The sequence below is a fragment of the Streptosporangium brasiliense genome (assembly GCF_030811595.1).
Classification (GTDB): Bacteria; Actinomycetota; Actinomycetes; order Streptosporangiales; family Streptosporangiaceae; genus Streptosporangium; species Streptosporangium brasiliense.
The window spans coordinates 1,198,052-1,213,605 of the sequence record NZ_JAUSRB010000002.1; the positions used below are offsets into that span (position 1 = coordinate 1,198,052).

General features: G+C 72.3%; 13 protein-coding genes. 6 read left to right on the forward strand and 7 right to left on the reverse strand.

What is annotated here, in order from left to right; all coding sequences use genetic code 11:
* Position 1: 1 nt before the first annotated feature.
* The 4 genes from J2S55_RS14040 to J2S55_RS14055 all read left to right on the forward strand — a co-directional run bounded on the left by J2S55_RS14040 (position 2) and on the right by J2S55_RS14055 (position 3,410).
* On the forward strand, positions 2-1,123 hold the full coding sequence (locus J2S55_RS14040; RefSeq protein WP_306860581.1) for an S-adenosylmethionine:tRNA ribosyltransferase-isomerase: 1,122 nt from the start codon (positions 2-4) through the stop codon (positions 1,121-1,123).
* 89 nt (positions 1,124-1,212) lie between these two features.
* Positions 1,213-1,752 carry a hypothetical protein gene (locus tag J2S55_RS14045; RefSeq protein WP_306860583.1) on the forward strand — a complete coding sequence of 180 codons (540 nt, stop codon included), beginning with the start codon at positions 1,213-1,215 and terminating at the stop codon, positions 1,750-1,752.
* Between the two features lie 234 nt (positions 1,753-1,986).
* Entirely contained in the window at positions 1,987-2,544 is a 558-nt protein-coding gene (locus tag J2S55_RS14050; RefSeq protein WP_306860585.1) for a hypothetical protein, read from the forward strand.
* A gap of 185 nt (positions 2,545-2,729) precedes the next feature.
* Positions 2,730-3,410, forward strand: coding sequence for a response regulator transcription factor (locus J2S55_RS14055; protein WP_306860587.1), 681 nt, complete (start codon positions 2,730-2,732; stop codon positions 3,408-3,410).
* Positions 3,411-3,549: 139 nt separating this feature from the next.
* Here J2S55_RS14055 and J2S55_RS14060 read toward each other — a convergent pair whose 3' ends face one another.
* A complete protein-coding gene (locus J2S55_RS14060) occupies positions 3,550-4,413 on the reverse strand; it encodes a lysophospholipid acyltransferase family protein (protein ID WP_306860590.1) in 864 nt (287 codons plus the stop codon).
* Positions 4,410-5,123 (reverse strand): GNAT family N-acetyltransferase, encoded by a 714-nt coding sequence (locus J2S55_RS14065; RefSeq protein ID WP_306860592.1) that lies wholly within the window; start codon positions 5,121-5,123, stop codon positions 4,410-4,412. The genes J2S55_RS14060 and J2S55_RS14065 overlap by 4 nt, the downstream gene beginning before the upstream one ends.
* A 115-nt stretch (positions 5,124-5,238) precedes the next feature.
* On the opposite strand from J2S55_RS14065, the gene serB reads away from it, so the two are divergent.
* On the forward strand, positions 5,239-6,462 hold the full coding sequence (gene serB / locus J2S55_RS14070; protein ID WP_306860594.1) for a phosphoserine phosphatase SerB: 1,224 nt from the start codon (positions 5,239-5,241) through the stop codon (positions 6,460-6,462).
* On the opposite strand, the gene J2S55_RS14075 is transcribed toward serB, so the two are convergent.
* From J2S55_RS14075 to J2S55_RS14095, 5 genes are all read right to left on the reverse strand, one after another.
* Positions 6,443-8,530 (reverse strand): FUSC family protein, encoded by a 2,088-nt coding sequence (locus tag J2S55_RS14075; protein ID WP_306860596.1) that lies wholly within the window; start codon positions 8,528-8,530, stop codon positions 6,443-6,445. The genes serB and J2S55_RS14075 overlap by 20 nt on opposite strands.
* A gap of 267 nt (positions 8,531-8,797) precedes the next feature.
* Positions 8,798-9,307 (reverse strand): SixA phosphatase family protein, encoded by a 510-nt coding sequence (locus J2S55_RS14080; protein WP_306860598.1) that lies wholly within the window; start codon positions 9,305-9,307, stop codon positions 8,798-8,800.
* A 169-nt stretch (positions 9,308-9,476) separates the two neighbouring features.
* Entirely contained in the window at positions 9,477-11,810 is a 2,334-nt protein-coding gene (locus tag J2S55_RS14085; RefSeq protein WP_306860600.1) for a sodium-translocating pyrophosphatase, read from the reverse strand.
* A gap of 428 nt (positions 11,811-12,238) precedes the next feature.
* A complete protein-coding gene (locus J2S55_RS14090) occupies positions 12,239-12,685 on the reverse strand; it encodes an ATP-binding protein (RefSeq protein ID WP_306860602.1) in 447 nt (148 codons plus the stop codon).
* 2 nt (positions 12,686-12,687) lie between these two features.
* Positions 12,688-13,038 carry an STAS domain-containing protein gene (locus J2S55_RS14095; RefSeq protein WP_012887265.1) on the reverse strand — a complete coding sequence of 117 codons (351 nt, stop codon included), beginning with the start codon at positions 13,036-13,038 and terminating at the stop codon, positions 12,688-12,690.
* Positions 13,039-13,192: 154 nt separating this feature from the next.
* Between J2S55_RS14095 and J2S55_RS14100 the strand changes: the two genes are divergently transcribed.
* Positions 13,193-15,544 carry a DEAD/DEAH box helicase gene (locus tag J2S55_RS14100; protein ID WP_306860604.1) on the forward strand — a complete coding sequence of 784 codons (2,352 nt, stop codon included), beginning with the start codon at positions 13,193-13,195 and terminating at the stop codon, positions 15,542-15,544.
* The last annotated feature ends 10 nt before the right edge of the window (positions 15,545-15,554 follow it).

A 15,554-nucleotide genomic window follows, 5' to 3' on the forward strand; every position in this document is an offset into this window, starting at 1 on the left:
CGTGAGCGCGCCCGCGGCCGACGCCATGGCCCCCGACTTCGTGCTCCCGCACGACCTGGAGGCGCACGAGCCGCCGGAGGCGCGGGGGCTGGCCCGCGACGGGGTGCGGCTCCTGGTCTCCGACGGCGCCACCGGCGAGATCGCCCACCACACCTTCACCGAGCTGCCCGGCCTGCTCAGCCCCGGCGACCTGCTGGTGGTCAACAACTCCGCGACACTCCCGGCCGCGGTCCGGCTCGACCGGCTGGCGGTGCACTTCTCCACCGAGCGCGAGGACGGGACCTGGCTGGTGGAGCTGCGCCGCCGGGTGGAGCGCAGGTCCGGGCCCGGCCGCGCGGGCGCGTCCGCCGGGCGGGACCCGCGCGGGCGGCGGGGGCCCGCCGGGGACGCGGCCACGGAGGCGGACGCGGCCGGCGAGCCCTACCAGGGAGGCGCGCCCGGAGAGTGGCTGCCGCTGCCCGGCGGGGCCACGCTGCGCCTGCTGGAGCGGGAGACCCCGCGCCTGTGGCGGGCCCGGCTGGACCGCGAGGTCCCCGCCTACCTGCGCCGCTACGGCGTGCCGATCCGCTACTCCTACGTGGAGCGGGACTGGCCCCTGGCCGACTACCAGACCGTGTTCGGGGTCCGGCCCGGCAGCGCGGAGATGCCCAGCGCCGGACGGCCGTTCACCGCGGAGCTGGTGACCGGACTGGTCTCGCGCGGGATCGGCGTCGCGCCGATCACCCTGCACACCGGGGTGGCCTCGCCGGAGAAGGACGAGCCGCCCTATCCGGAGTGGTTCGAGGTGCCCGGGCCGACCGCGCGGCAGGTCGAGCTCACCCGCCGGTCCGGAGGCCGGGTGATCGCGGTGGGCACGACCGTGGTGCGGGCCCTGGAGACGGCCGCGTCGGCCGGTGGGCCGCTGCGGGCCGCGCGGGGCTGGACCTCGCACCTGGTGACCCCCTCGTCGGGGGTGCGGGCGGTGAACGGCCTGATCACCGGCCTGCACGAGCCGCGCTCCAGCCACCTGCTGATGCTGTCGGCGATCGCCGGGGACGGGCTGCTCTCCCGGAGCTACCGGGAGGCTCTGCGGGAGGGTTATCTCTGGCACGAATTCGGCGATGTCCACCTGATCGTCCGATAGCCAGTCAGGCACAAGGGGTTTCCAAGTCGGACGTCCCATGCTGGACCCAGCAGACAACGGGGAACCCCTGATTCCGACTGGAGTAAGAAATGCGCCGGCACCTGACCGCCTCCGCCGTCATCGCCCTGGCGGGAGGCCTGCTCCTCGCCCCTGGCACCGCGAACGCCGCCCCGGCCGTCCCGGCCGCGCCGGCCGCGGCCCACGTGAACCCACCGCTCTCGCCGCTGAAGCTGACCGCCTTCTACCCGCGCCGGGCCTACGCGGGCGACACGATCACCTACACGCTCAAGACCAAGAACGTCGGCGAGTGGTCCACCGACATCGCCTACATCGGAGGCTACGTCCCCAAGCAGGCCCGCAAGGTCCAGATCACCGGCCCCTCCGGCTCCGTCTGCGACGTCGACAGGCGCGAGGTGGGCTGCCTGCTCGACACCCTGCGGCCGGGCCGGACCGCCACGGTCAAGGTCAAGGTCTGGCTCAGGAGCAGCGCGCGGGGTACCGCGTCGGCCGAGTTCGCCTCGGCGTCGATCGACGTCCCCGCGGGCGGGCTCGACACCCTGAACATCCACGGCATCGACGTCGGCAGCGACCTGAAGTACGTGCGGGTCAAGACCCGGATCATCCCCTAGTCAGCGTCCGGACGGCGGACGCGGACGGCCCGTGCGAGGCGGGCGGTCCGTGCGAGGCGGGCGGCCCGGCGCGGGACCCCGGCCGTTCTGTACAGCCGCCGCCGTCCGGTAGATGCCCCAATAAATCACTTTACATAGATAATTTTTACTTTATCTAATATGTGTGATAAAACGCTGCGGACTTTCACGGGGGCGACCGCAGCGCCCTCGCACCCCTCAACTGGGAGACGTTTAATGCGCCACCCGATCCACAAGATCGCCGCTCTGGCCCTGGCCATTCCGCTCGCGGGCACGACCCTGCTCGCCACGCCGGCCTCGGCCGCTCCCACCAAGGCCCCGGCCGCGGCCGTCCAGAAGGCCGACGACCCCTACTCCTCCTTCGACGTCAAGATCTCGGCGCCGAGCAAGGCCCGGGCCGGAGCGACGATCACCTACTCGATCAAGGCCACCAACACCGGCCCCTACGAGGCCACCTCCTACTACCTCGGTGGCGTGCTGCCCAAGGGGTCCAAGGTCGTCCGAGTCGGCGCGCCCAAGGGGACCGAGTGCGACTGGTACGAGGACGGCTTCTGGTGCTGGACCCCCTACGCCCTTGAGGTGGGCGAGTACGACAGCATCAAGATCATGGTGAAGCTCGGCAAGAAGTCCAAGGGCACCGCCGAGGCCGTCCTCGGCGTCGACACCTACGACGAGCCGACCGGCGCGGACAACCTGAGCCGTGACGAGTACGAGCGTATGGGCATCAAGAGCTGGTACTTCGTGAAGAAGGTCAAGACCAGGATCACGCGCTAGCCGCACGCCGTGAGGGCCCCCGTCCTGCCCCAGGACGGGGGCTCTCCGCTCTCCGGACCCCGCGCGGGCCGCGGGACGGCGGACGCGCGGGGCACGGACCGCAGGCGTGCGGACAACCTCATATCCGTCCGGGCCCGGCACCGGGCAGGATCTGCCTATGACCACTTCCGGATACCGCACGGTCCATGACTGAGCTCAGGGTCGTCCTGGCCGAGGACCACTACCTGGTGCGGGAGGGCACCCGCAGGCTCCTGGAGACATCCGGGGAGATCAAGGTGGTGGCGGCCGTGGGCACCGCCGACGAACTGCTCGACGCCGCCCGGCGGCTCCGGCCCGACGTGGTGGTCACCGACATCCGGATGCCCGGCTCGGCCGGGCTCGTGCGCGCGGGCATGGAGGGGATCGACGCCGCGCACCGGATCCGGGGCGCCTCGCGGGACATCGGGGTCGTGGTGCTCTCCCAGTTCTCCGACGCGATGTTCGCGCTGGACCTGTTCAGGGACGGCACCGAGGGCCGGGCGTACCTGCTCAAGGACCGGGTCGGGGACATCGACGAGCTGCTCGGCGCGATCCGGTCGGTGGCCGCGGGCGGGTCGGTGATCGACCCCAAGGTCGTGGAGGGCCTGCTGGCCAAGCGCGGGGTGCGGGACAACCCACCGCCCGCCGAGCTGACCCCCAGGGAGCTGGACGTGCTGCGGGAGATGGCGCACGGCCTGTCCAACGGCGGCATCGCCCGCGCCCTGCACCTGTCGGTCTCCGCGATCGAGAAGCACGTCAACTCGATCTTCCTGAAGCTCGCCCTGGAGAACAGCCCCGACACCCACCGGCGGGTGGCGGCCGTCATCGCCTACCTCGGACCGAGGTGACACGCCGGGCCGGATCGGCCCCGGCCCGGCCGGTCCGGACAGCGCCCCCGGAGGGCACGCGGGCCGGGCTCAGACCGCGACCGGGACACCCCGCACGGCCGGGCTCAGGCCGCGACCGGGACACCGTGCACGGCCGGGCTCAGGCCGCGACCGGGACACCGTGCACGGCCGGGGCGATCACCACGGAGGCGATCGAGGACTCCGCCGCCCAGGCCAGGGACCTGCGGTCGCGGGCCTGGACCGGGGGCAGCAGCGTCACCTCCACGGTCAGCCGCCGGAACGCCGCCACCCGCAGCATCGAGGCGGGCAGGGTGTCGTCGCCGACGTAGGCGGCCACGCCGGCCGGGAGCCCGTCCGGGCCCAGATACCTGATCGCCACCGGCCGCACCGGGGCCCCGGCGTCCAGCGCCGCCTGGAACACGGCCGGCCGGAAGGCGCCCATCTCCCGGCCGCACCAGGTGGTGCCCTCCGGGAAGGCGGTCACCGGGTGGCCCTCGCCGAGCGCCGCGGCCACCCGGCCGACCGCCTCCGGCAGCGCCGACAGCCGGTCCCTGTCGATGAACAGCGCACCCGCCCCCGCCGCCAGCAGGCCGATCAGCGGCCACCTCCGGACCTCGTGCTTGGCCAGCGGGCGCGAGGGCAGCACGGCGGACATGACGAGCGGATCCAGCCACGAGACGTGGTTGGCCACGATCAGCGGGGCCGCCTCGGAGACGGGGACCACGCGGAGCCCGGCGGCCGAACCCGCCAGGAAGGTGAAGCCCCGCCGCACCTCGATCCGGACCCCGAGGGCCCGCAGCACCAGCCGGGACCAGAGGCTCGCCAGCCGGACCCGCCCCGCCGTACCGGACCCGCGGGCGAGGAGCGCCGGCACCACCCCGGCGAGGACCGACAGCGCGACGGCCGCCAGCCGCAGGGCCCGGCGCGGCCGGGACACCCCCGCGGCCGGTGGCGTGAGGCAGGTGGCGGGCATGCACGGCGCCACCGGCAGCCACGGGTTCATGCGGGGGCTCCCAGGAAGTGCCGCAGGTAGCGAGGGTCCAGGTTGGCCATCGACAGCAGGACGAAGAAGTCGGCCGTGCCGAACTCGGGATCGTGGGCGGGCGGCCCGCAGACCCACGCGCCCAGCCGGATGTAGCTCCGCAGCAGGGCGGGCACCGCGACCCGCCCGGCGGCGCGGCCGCCGCGCCAGGGGCGGTGCGGAGTGACGCGATACTCCGGCGGGGCGAGCGGCAGCCGGTCCATGACCCCCGCGGCGTCGGCCACCGGCACCGAGCAGCACCCGGCCAGCCAGCCGTACCCTCCGGCGAGCATGTAGCGCGCGATGCCCGCCCACAGCAGCCCGACCACGGTGCCGCACCGGTGGTCGGCGTGCACGCAGGCCCGGCCCGCCTCGACCAGGTCCGCCCGGATCCCGGACAGCGCGCCGAGGTCGAACTCGGAGTCGGCGTAGAACCGGTCGGCCCGGCGGGGGGCGAGCAGCCGGTAGGTGCCGACGACCTCACCCGTGCCGCCGTGCCGTACCAGCAGGTGGTCGCAGTAGGCGTCGAGCGGATCGACGTCCAGGCCGGTGATGGGGGTGTCCAGCCGGGCGCCCATCTCCTCGGCGAAGACCCGGTGGCGCAGGCGCTGGGCCGCACGCATCTCGACAGCGGTGGTGGCCAGCCCGACCGTGTAGCGAGCGAGGCGTTGCTCTGCGGGGATGGTCGTCATGAGTTCATGAAGACAGTCGCAGGTGACGCGGGGCGGAAGGGGACCGCGAACTTCAGGCGTCCGGATGATGAACCGCATTCACGCTCGATTCCGGGGCCAAGTAGCTTAGATACCGATGAACCAGCGCACGCTTCTGATCACGTTGACCGGCCCCGACCGCCCCGGGGTCACCTCGCGGCTCTTCTCCGTCCTGGCCGGTTTCCCTGTCCTCGTCGCCGACGTCGAGCAGGTCGTCATCCGCGGCCGGCTCACCCTGGGTGTCCTCGTCGCCTACGCGGGCGACACCCCGACCGGCACGGGCAGCACCATAGGAGCCCTGTGGACCGCGGTCGAGCGGACCGCCGAGGACATGGGCCTGCACGTGGAGCTGTCCACCGGCTCCGACCCGCAGGAGAAGCGGCGCCGGGGGCGGCTGCACGTCACCGTGCTCGGCTCGCCCCTGCAGCCCGCCGCGATGGCCGGCATCTCGGGCCGGATCGCCGCGGCCGGCGCCAACATCGACCGGATCGAGCGGCTGTCCAACTACCCGGTGACCTGCATCGAGCTGGCCGTCTCCGGCGCCGACCCCGACGCGCTCCGGGCCGAGCTCGCCGCCGAGGCGCACGCGCAGCAGGTCGACGTGGCCGTGCAGCGGACCGGCCTGCACCGCAGGGCCAAGCGGCTGATCGTGATGGACGTGGACTCCACGCTCATCCAGGCCGAGGTGATCGAGCTGCTGGCCGAGCACGCGGGCTGCCTGGATGAGGTCGCCCGGGTCACCGAGGAGGCGATGCGCGGCGAGCTCGACTTCGCCGAGTCGCTGCGCCGCCGGGTCGCGCTGCTGGCGGGTCTCCCCGAGGAGATCTTCGAGAAGGTCCGCAAGGAGCTGGTGCTCACCCCCGGCGCCCGCACGCTGGTGCGGACGCTCAAGCGGCTGGACTACCGGTTCGCGATCGTCAGCGGCGGGTTCACCCAGCTCACCGACTCCCTCGTCCAGGATCTCGGCATCGACTACTCCGCGGCCAACACCCTGGAGGTCGTTGACGGCGTGCTCACCGGACGGGTCGTCGGCGAGATCGTCGACCGCCCCGGCAAGGCGCGGGCCCTGGAGCGCTTCGCCCGCGAGGCGGGCATCCCGATCAGCCAGACCGTGGCCATCGGCGACGGCGCCAACGACCTGGACATGATCGCGGCGGCCGGCCTGGGCATCGCGTTCAACGCCAAGCCGGTGGTCCGTCAGGCCGCCGACACCGCGGTCAACGTGCCCTACCTCGACTCGATCCTCTACCTGCTCGGCATCCCCCGCGCCGAGGTCGAGGCCGCCGACGCCGAAGACGGCGTCACCTTCGTGGAGCGGTGAGCGCCGCCAGCCGGAGAGCCTCGGCGCTGAGCCCCTTCAGCGTCGGCTGCGCCGCGGCGGCGTGCATGATCCCGCGGCGCACCCCGGTCATCTGATCGGCCGCGCCCCCGGCCACCTCGTCCAGCCGGCGCGCCGTCAGCACGTCGACGTGGGCGCCGAGCTCGTCCAGGACGCGGTCCAGATCGTCGGGCGGCGTCTCGGGGCGCTCCGTCCCGACCGCCTCGGCGACGTTCTCCAGCCGGTCGGCGACCATGTCGAGCACCGTCGCCGTCGGCCCGGACTCCTCGCTGGGCGGCGGCACGGCGAACAGCGCCAGCGCGTTGTCCCGCAGCCGCCGGGCGGCCGTCACCGCGTCCCTGAGCCGCCGCGGCGCGCTGCCCCCGGGCTCCTTGTCCAGCCGGTCCAGGGAGGCGGCGAACCGGTCGGCGGCGTCGGCTGCCGAGGAGACCCTGGCGCGGACCTCGTCGGGGTCCTGGTCGATCAGCGACCGCACCAGCGCCGCGTGCCGCCCGAGCATGTCCACCGCCCTGCCGGTCAGCTCCGCCCGCTGCCCCCGGGGCCACAGCAGCCGGGCGAAGGCCAGCGCCAGCATCCCGCCGGCTGCCGTCAGGACCACCCGGGCCGCCGCCGCGCCCCAGCCGAGCGGCAGGGAGAAGTCCGACAGCATCAGCGACAGCGGGGTGGCGAAGATCGTCCAGTAACCGTAGCTGGCCCCTCGCAGCGCGAACCCCAGCACCGCGCAGACCGCGATGAACAGCAGCAGGTAGAGGTGGCCGGGCGCGACCGCCAGCACCACCGCCGCGCCCGCCGAGCCCACCGCGGTGCCGGCCGTCCTCAGCACCACCCGCTCGACCGTGTCGAAGTACGCCGGGCGGAGGCTGACGATCACGGTCACCACGAACCACTTGGCGTAGTGCTCGTGGATCACCAGCATCAGCGCCATGGCCAGGGACACCGCCAGGCCCAGCCGCACCGGGTGGTACCCGGTGGAGAACACCGGCCTGCGCAACCGGCCGAACCTGGGCAGGCGCGGCCCGATCTCGACCCCCTCGGCCGCCTGCTGCGCCACCGACCGCACCGCCATCCCGATCCGGTCCAGGCACCGGCGGACCTGTCCGAGCAGCGCGGCCGCGGGCAGCGGCGCCTCGCCCGCGTGGGCGGAGCGGCGGACCTCCTCGACCCGCTCGGCGAAGTGCCCCATCGCCTCCAGCGCCTCGGGCACCGCGGCCGAACCGCCGAGCGACACCGCCTCCCGCAGCGCGCGGGCCAGCGGCCCGACCGCCTCCTCCAGCTCTCCGGCCCACTCGGTGCCCATGTCGGCCTGCGCGGCCGCCGCCCGCAGCACGCGCAGGGCGACGGTCTCGTGGAGGATGCGGGTCAGCGTGGCCAGCAGCCGCCGCAGGGCCCGGTCGTCCTCTTCCGAGACCCGGTAGAGGCAGAAGGCCCGGGCCGCGTCGTCCACCGCGGTCCCAGCACGGCGGCGCAGCACCTCCCAGCTCTCGTCGGACAGCGGGGCCCGCCCCCCGGCCTCCAGCAGGTCGGCGAGCGCCGCGCCGGCCTCCTCCAGGGCCGCGCGGAGCGGCTGGAGGCGGCGCACCGGCCAGAGCACCACCAGCAGCAGCGTCATCAGCAGGCCGCCGGCCGCCGCGAGTTCCATGCGGACCGGCACGCTCATGCCCGCCGGGGCGAAGTAGGCCAGGGCCACGGCGAGCATCGAGGAGACGCTGATCACCGGCCAGTAGCCGCCGGCCAGGGCGACCAGTCCCATCACGGCGACGGCCGGCCAGGGGTGGGGCTGCATCAGCGCGCCGAGGCCGGAGCCCAGGGTGACCATGAGCGTGGCGACGAGCAGCTTGCGGGCGCGCTCGCCGTACGGCAGGCCCGGGGCGTCCCCGAAGACGGTGAGATAGCCGCCCAGGGCCGCCGCCGCGCCCTGGGGGACACGGCCGAGCACGACGCCGAGCAGCAGCGGCAGGCAGATGCCCAGCGCGCACAGCAGGCTGTACCCCCAGGCGGGCCGGCCGGAGATCACGAAGTCGCCCCGCAGCGCCTCGGCGATCTTCCGCATGCCACCCCCCGAGGTCGTCAGGACGGGGGGATGTGACCTTCCTGCCCGCCCTCCGGGCACTTAGTGCTCCCGGTGACCGGTGACCTCCGGCCGTACGGTGACCGGAGTCTCCAGGGACGGGGCCTCCGGCCGTACGGTGACCGGAACCTCGGGGACCGGGGCCTCCGGGCGTACGGCCGCCGGGACTTCCGGCCGTACGGTGACCGGGGTCTCCGGGGATCAGGGCTTCCGGCCGTACGGTGACCGGGGCCTCCGGCCTTGCTGTGCTCAGTGGTCCTTGGGGCTCCAGCGGACGACACCGCGTCCCGCGTCGAGCTCGGCCCACTCGCCCTCGGCCTCGATGACGGCGAACGCGCCGGGCGGGAAACCGGGGTCGTCGTCCTCCGTGGCGCCGGGGCCGTCGTCCCCCGTGGTGAGGTCCAGGACCAGCTCGTGGACACCGGGGTTGTGCCCGACCAGGATCAGCGTGCGGACCTCGGGGTCGCTCCGCCGGATCAGGGACAGGAGCTCGTCGGAGTATGCCTGGTAGATGGCCGGTTCGAAGGTGATGTCGGCACCGGGCAGGGCCAGCCCGGCGGTCTGCCTGGTCCGCGTCGACGGCGAGCAGAGCACCAGGTCGGGCCGGAGGTCCATGCCGGTGAGCGCCTCACCTGCCCGGCGGGCGTCGCGCTGCCCGCGCTCGGTGAGGGGGCGGTCCCGGTCGGCGAGGCCGGGGATGTGGGCCGCCTTGGCGTGCCGCAGCACGACCAGCGTGCGGGTCGTCACCTCGCCGCCCACATGGCGATCCCCACGATCACCGCGAACACCGCGGCCATCGCCAGCAGGATCAGGATGAGTGACTTGCCTCCGGAGGGCTGCTGTTCCATACGCCCAAGTTTCCCACCGAGGGGCCCCGTACGCGCGGAAGGGGTGCGCGGCCCCGCGCACCCCTTCCGTCGGCCCTCGCTCAGCTGGAGATCGGCTCCCGCTCGCGCTTGACGTTGTTCTCCTCGGTCGGGGAGATGCTCGCCGACCGGCGCTTGGAGACGATCACCGCGGCGACGACGATGCCCGCCGCGACCACGGTGACGCCGATCCGCAGCGCCACGTTGTCGGCGTAGGCCACCACGGCCGGGGCGATCAGCAGCGCCACCAGGTTCATCACCTTGAGCAGCGGGTTGATCGCCGGGCCCGCGGTGTCCTTGAACGGGTCGCCGACGGTGTCACCGATGACGGTGGCCTCGTGGGCGGACGACCCCTTGCCTCCGTGGTGGCCGTCCTCGACCAGCTTCTTGGCGTTGTCCCAGGCGCCGCCTGAGTTGGCCAGGAACACCGCCATCAGCGTGCCGCAGGCGATGGCACCGGCGAGGAACGCGCCGAGCGGCGCGTAGCCGAGGGCGAAGCCGACGGCGATCGGGGTGAGCACGGCGAGCAGGCCGGGCGTGGCCAGCTCCCGCAGCGAGTCACGGGTGCAGATGTCGACGACCCTGCCGTAGTCGGGCAGCTCCGTGCCCTCCATGATCCCCGGCTTGGTGCGGAACTGCTCGCGCACCTCGAAGACCACCCGGCCGGCCGCCCGGCCGACCGCCATGATCGCCAGGCCGGAGAACATGAACACCACCGCGGCGCCGATGACCAGGCCGACCAGCACGTTCGGGGAGTCGACGCTCAGGCTGAACGTGCCGAAGGAGCCGAGCGCGTCCTTCACGCCCTGGGTCGCGCCGGCGAGCTGGGTCTCGATCGCCGTCCGGAAGGCGCCGAACAGCGCCGTCGCGGCGAGCACCGCCGTGGCGATCGCGATGCCCTTGGTGATGGCCTTGGTGGTGTTGCCCACGGCGTCGAGCGAGGTGAGGACCTGGGCGCCCTCGCCGTCGACGTCTCCGGACATCTCGGCGATGCCCTGCGCGTTGTCGGAGACCGGGCCGAAGGTGTCCATCGACACGATCACACCGACCGTGGTCAGCAGACCGGTGCCCGCCAGGGCCACGGCGAACAGGGCGATGGTGACGTTGCCGAAGCCGAGCAGGAACGCCCCGTAGACGGCGGCGCCGATGATCAGCGCCGAGTAGACCGCCGACTCCAGGCCGACGCTGATGCCGGACAGGATGACCGTGGCGGGGCCGGTGCGGGCGCTCTCGCCGATGTCCTTCACCGGACGGCGGTTGGTCTCGGTGAAGTAGCCGGTGAGGATCTGGATGGCGCTGGCCAGCACCAGGCCGATGAGCACCGCCCCGATGGCGATCAGGCGCGGGTCGGTGGTGACCGCGGCGATCTCCGGGCTCACCCCGGTCAGGCCGGCGAAGCTGCTGGGCAGGTAGAGGAAGGCCGCGACGCCGACGAGGATCGCCGAGATGACGGCCGAGATGAAGAAGCCGCGGTTGATCGCGGCCATGCCGGAGCGGTCGCCGCTGCGCGGGGCGGTGGTGAAGATCCCGATGATCGCGGTGATCACGCCGATCATCGGCACGATCAGCGGGAAGACCAGGCCCTCGGTGCCGAAGGCCACCTTGCCGAGGATCAGGCTGGCCACGAGCATGACCGCGTAGGACTCGAACAGGTCGGCGGCCATGCCCGCGCAGTCGCCGACGTTGTCGCCCACGTTGTCGGCGATGGTGGCGGCGTTGCGCGGGTCGTCCTCGGGGATGCCCTGCTCGACCTTGCCCACCAGGTCGGCGCCGACGTCGGCGGCCTTGGTGAAGATGCCGCCGCCGACCCGCATGAACATGGCGAGCAGTGCGGCGCCGAAGCCGAAGCCCTCCAGCACGGCCGGGGCGTCGCCGCCGTAGGCGATCACCACGATGGCGGCGCCGAGCAGGCCGAGGCCGACGGTGATCATGCCGGCCACGCCGCCGGTGCGGAAGGCGATCCGCATCGCGACCTTCTCGCCCGTCTCACGGGCGGCCGCGGCGACCCGGACGTTTCCGCGGACGGCCAGCCACATGCCGATGAAGCCGGTCAGCGCGGAGAAGAGCGCGCCGACGACGAAGAAAGCCGACCGGCCGATGGCCACGGCGGTCGATTCGGCGGGGAGCAGGTAGAGCAGGAAGGGGATCAGGATGACGAACACCGCGAGTGTCCGGAACTGCCGCGCCAGGTAGGCGGAGGCTCCTTGCTGTACGGCGCGCGCGATGTTCTGCATGCGCTCGGTGCCTTGGCCGGCGGCGAGCACCTCTCGCACGAGGACGCCGGCGACGGCGAGTGCGAGCAGGGCCACGACGGCCACCACTATCACGATGTTGAAATGAGAACCGCTCAGGGATACCGCTGGCTCTTCGGCAACGGCTAGATGGAGCACAGACATCCGACTCTCCTCGGCAAGACGGGAACACGTCCTGCCCGGAGTGCGCTGCGGTGAATGGTCGGCTGACGGAGCGGCGCACTCCGGGTGTTGGCAGTGCCGCTTCCGGTTGCGTCCGCAGACTTCCCACGGAATCGGACCCGTTCACGGGCCGCTCCGAAGGACAAACCTTGGCCGGTGCCGGGAGTCTACGCAGCTACGACGCGGATATGAAGCCTCTGCGCGCGGCTGTTTAACGGCGCGTTCAGCAATTGCCATCGACCGGCCTGCTTATAAGGTTCTTCTGAGTGGCACTACGGATCTCAAACCCGCATTTCCCTCTGGTTTTGGCCCACACATATCAAAATTATGTTTTGCCCGAAAGTGCGGGCCCACATACGGAAAGCCGGGCGCGCCCGATGGGCGCGCCCGGCTTTCGGGGCTCTCTGCCGTCAGACCGGAGACAGACCGTTGGTCGCCGCAGGCCAGCTCATGCGGATGCGCATGCCCTTCTGGCTGGGGTAGACCTGAACGTCGTCGGCCAGTCCCACGATGACCGCGATGCCGAAGCCGGTCATCATGGTGTCGGGAAGCTGCCCGAGCGGATCGTCGAACCGTAACAGCTCGCGCTCCTGCTCCAGCTCATCACTCGGGGCGGAGTCGGTGACAGTCACCTCGAAGCGCCCCAGATCATCACGTAGCTCGATGCGGATCGGCTCCCCCGGACAGTGGAGGCGATGCGCCTCGACGGCCCGGGAGCACGCTTCACCGACGGCGAGCCGTACCTCGTCCAGCAGCGACTCCGCCACGCCGGTGCGCCTGGCGATCGCCGTGGCGACCAGGCGTGCCGTGCGCACGTGCGCGGGGAGAGCGCTGAACGTCAGCTCGACGGTAGCCACGGCTACTTGTCTCGGCCGTGGGCTTCCTTGGCCTCCTCCACCGAGGCGTAGATCCCGAAGACCTTGGTCAGCCCGGTGATCCGGAAGATCTTCAGGATGCGCTCCTGGGTGCAGACCAGCTCCAGTGAGCCGTCGTGCGCCCGAACTCGCTTGAGCCCGCCGACCAGGACGCCAAGTCCCGTTGAGTCAAGGAAGTCGACCTTCTCCATGTTGACCAGGAGGTGGAAGTTCCCCTTGTTGACCAGGTCGATCAGGAGCTCACGCAATCTGGGCGCGGTGTAGACATCGATCTCACCCTCGACCTCAACGATGGTGAGACGGTCCTCGGAATGGTGGTCCAACTTCAGATCCACAGATCCTCCAGCGCCTTGCCTGCGAAAGTACCGATTCAGGCGTGACTCCTGGGACCGGGTGGCCCCCAGACGACAAGCCCCGACGCGCGGCATTCAACCATGCGTACGCTCAGTGTCTATACGAAATCACGATTCCCGGCGACTCTGCCCACAGATGCCAGACTGGAAACCAGTGACTCCGCCCTCATCCTCCTCGCTCCGAGCGGGCTCCGCGCTCACCCACCTGCTCGGCGTCCCCGCACGTCGTGAACGCGTGACCCACGTGGAGCATGTTCCAGCACGTCAAGCAGGTCAAGCCCACTGGCCGGAGTGGGTCCACGAGAGTCTGGTTACGCGCTGGGCGAACCACGGTATTTCTGGCCTGTGGCCGCATCAAGCCGAGGCCGCTGAACTGGCGCATCGTGGTCAAAACGTGATCATTGCCACAGGCACCGCCTCGGGCAAATCCCTCTCCTACCTGGTCCCGGCGCTCTCCGCGGTGCTCGACGGCGGCACGATCCTTTACCTCACGCCTACCAAGGCACTGGCCGCCGACCAGCTCCGCGCCCTGAACGAGCTCGACCTCCCCGAGCTCCGCGCCGCCACCTTCGACGGCGACACCTCCTTCGAGGAACGGGCCTGGGTCCGCAAGCACGCCAACTACCTCCTGACCAACCCGGACATGCTCCACCGCACCCTGCTGCCCCGCCACGCCAACTGGTCGGCCTTCTGGCGGCGGCTGCGGATGGTCGTGGTGGACGAATGCCACGGCTACCGGGGCGTGTTCGGCTCCCACGTGGCCCAGATCCTGCGCCGCCTGCGCCGGATCTGCACGCGGTACGGCTCCCGCCCCACCTTCGTGCTCTCCTCGGCCACGGCCAGCGAGCCCGGGACCTTCGCGATGCGCCTGACGGGCCTCCAGATGGCCGAGGTGACCACCGACGCCTCCCCCCGGGGCGCGACCACCTTCGCCCTGTGGGAGCCTCCCCTGACTGATCTACGCGGTGAGGGCGGCGCCCCCCTCCGCCGTCCCGCCACCGCCGAGAGCGCCGACCTCCTCGCGGACCTGGTGATCGCCGACATCCGCACCCTGGCCTTCGTCCGCTCCCGGCGCGCCGCCGAATCCGTGGCCCTCACCACCCGGGCGAAGCTCCAGGACCTCGTGGTCGACGTGGGGGCGCCGAAGGACCTGCCGGACAAGGTCGCCGCCTACCGGGCCGGATACCTGGCCGAGGACCGCCGGGGGCTGGAGAAGGCGTTCCGGTCGGGAGACCTGCTCGGGCTGGCGACCACCAACGCGCTGGAACTCGGCGTCGACGTGTCCGGGCTCGACGCCGTCCTCATCGCGGGCTGGCCGGGCACCCGGGCGTCGCTCTGGCAGCAGGCCGGACGGGCCGGGCGGGCCGGACAGGACGCCCTGGCGGTGCTGATCGCCAGGGACGACCCGCTGGACACCTACCTGGTCCACCACCCCGAGGCGCTGTTCGGCCGGCCCGTCGAGGCGATCGTGCTCGACCCCGACAACCCCTACGTGCTGGGGCCCCACCTGTGCGCCGCCGCCGCCGAGATCCCGCTCACCCGCGACGACCTGGAGACCTTCGGCCCGGCCACCAAGGAGGTGCTCGCCGGCCTGGTCACCGACGGCCTGCTCAGGGAGCGCGCCACGGGCTGGTTCTGGACCAGCCGCGAACGGGCCACCGACCTCGCCGACATCCGCGGCGCGGGCGGCGCGCCGGTCCAGGTCGTGGAGGCGTCCACCGGGCGGCTGCTCGGCACCGTGGACGAACCCTCGGCCCACACGACCGTGCACACCGGCGCCGTCTACGTCCACCAGGGAGAGACGTATCTGGTCGTCGAGCTCGACCTGGAGTCGGGGGTCGCCCTCGTCGAGGCCGGGGCCACCGACTACACGACCTTCGCCAGGGACGTCACCGAGATCTCGGTGCTGGAGTCGCTCCGCTCGCACCCGCTCGGCCCGGGAGAGCTCCACTTCGGCTCGGTGGAGGTGACCCGCCAGGTCGTGTCCTATCTCAAGCGCCGCGCGCAGAGCGGCGAGCTCCTCGGCGACGAGCCCCTCGACCTGCCCCCGCGCACGCTGCGCACCCGGGCGGTGTGGTGGACGCTGCCCACCTCCGCGGTCGTCCCCCTCGCCGAGGACGGCCTCGACCTGGGCGGGGCCGCGCACGCGGCCGAGCACGCCGCCATCGGCCTGCTCCCGCTCTTCGCCACCTGTGACCGCTGGGACATCGGCGGGGTCTCCACCGAGCTCCACCCTGACACCGGGCTGCTGACCGTCTTCGTCTACGACGGCCACGAAGGCGGCGCGGGCTTCGCCGAACGCGGCTACGCCCGCGCCCTCGACTGGCTCACGGCCACCCGGGAGGCCATCGCCTCCTGCGAGTGCGAACGCGGCTGTCCCTCCTGCATCCAGTCGCCCAAGTGCGGCAACGGCAACGAGCCCCTGGACAAGGCGGGAGCCCTCCGGCTCCTGGCCGTCCTGCTCTCCGCCGACCCACAGGAAACGTGATCGCGGGAGA

Excerpts from the sequence above, each read along its gene's own strand:
- J2S55_RS14045 (WP_306860583.1), top strand. The coding sequence starts at position 1,213 with ATGCGCCGGCACCTGACCGCCTCCGCCGTCATCGCCCTGGCGGGAGGC.
- J2S55_RS14050 (WP_306860585.1), top strand. The coding sequence starts at position 1,987 with ATGCGCCACCCGATCCACAAGATCGCCGCTCTGGCCCTGGCCATTCCG.
- J2S55_RS14055 (WP_306860587.1), top strand. The coding sequence starts at position 2,730 with ATGACTGAGCTCAGGGTCGTCCTGGCCGAGGACCACTACCTGGTGCGG.
- J2S55_RS14060 (WP_306860590.1), bottom strand. The coding sequence starts at position 4,413 with ATGAACCCGTGGCTGCCGGTGGCGCCGTGCATGCCCGCCACCTGCCTC.
- J2S55_RS14065 (WP_306860592.1), bottom strand. The coding sequence starts at position 5,123 with ATGACGACCATCCCCGCAGAGCAACGCCTCGCTCGCTACACGGTCGGG.
- serB (WP_306860594.1), top strand. The coding sequence starts at position 5,239 with ATGAACCAGCGCACGCTTCTGATCACGTTGACCGGCCCCGACCGCCCC.
- J2S55_RS14075 (WP_306860596.1), bottom strand. The coding sequence starts at position 8,530 with ATGCGGAAGATCGCCGAGGCGCTGCGGGGCGACTTCGTGATCTCCGGC.
- J2S55_RS14085 (WP_306860600.1), bottom strand. The coding sequence starts at position 11,810 with ATGTCTGTGCTCCATCTAGCCGTTGCCGAAGAGCCAGCGGTATCCCTG.
- J2S55_RS14100 (WP_306860604.1), top strand. The coding sequence starts at position 13,193 with ATGCCAGACTGGAAACCAGTGACTCCGCCCTCATCCTCCTCGCTCCGA.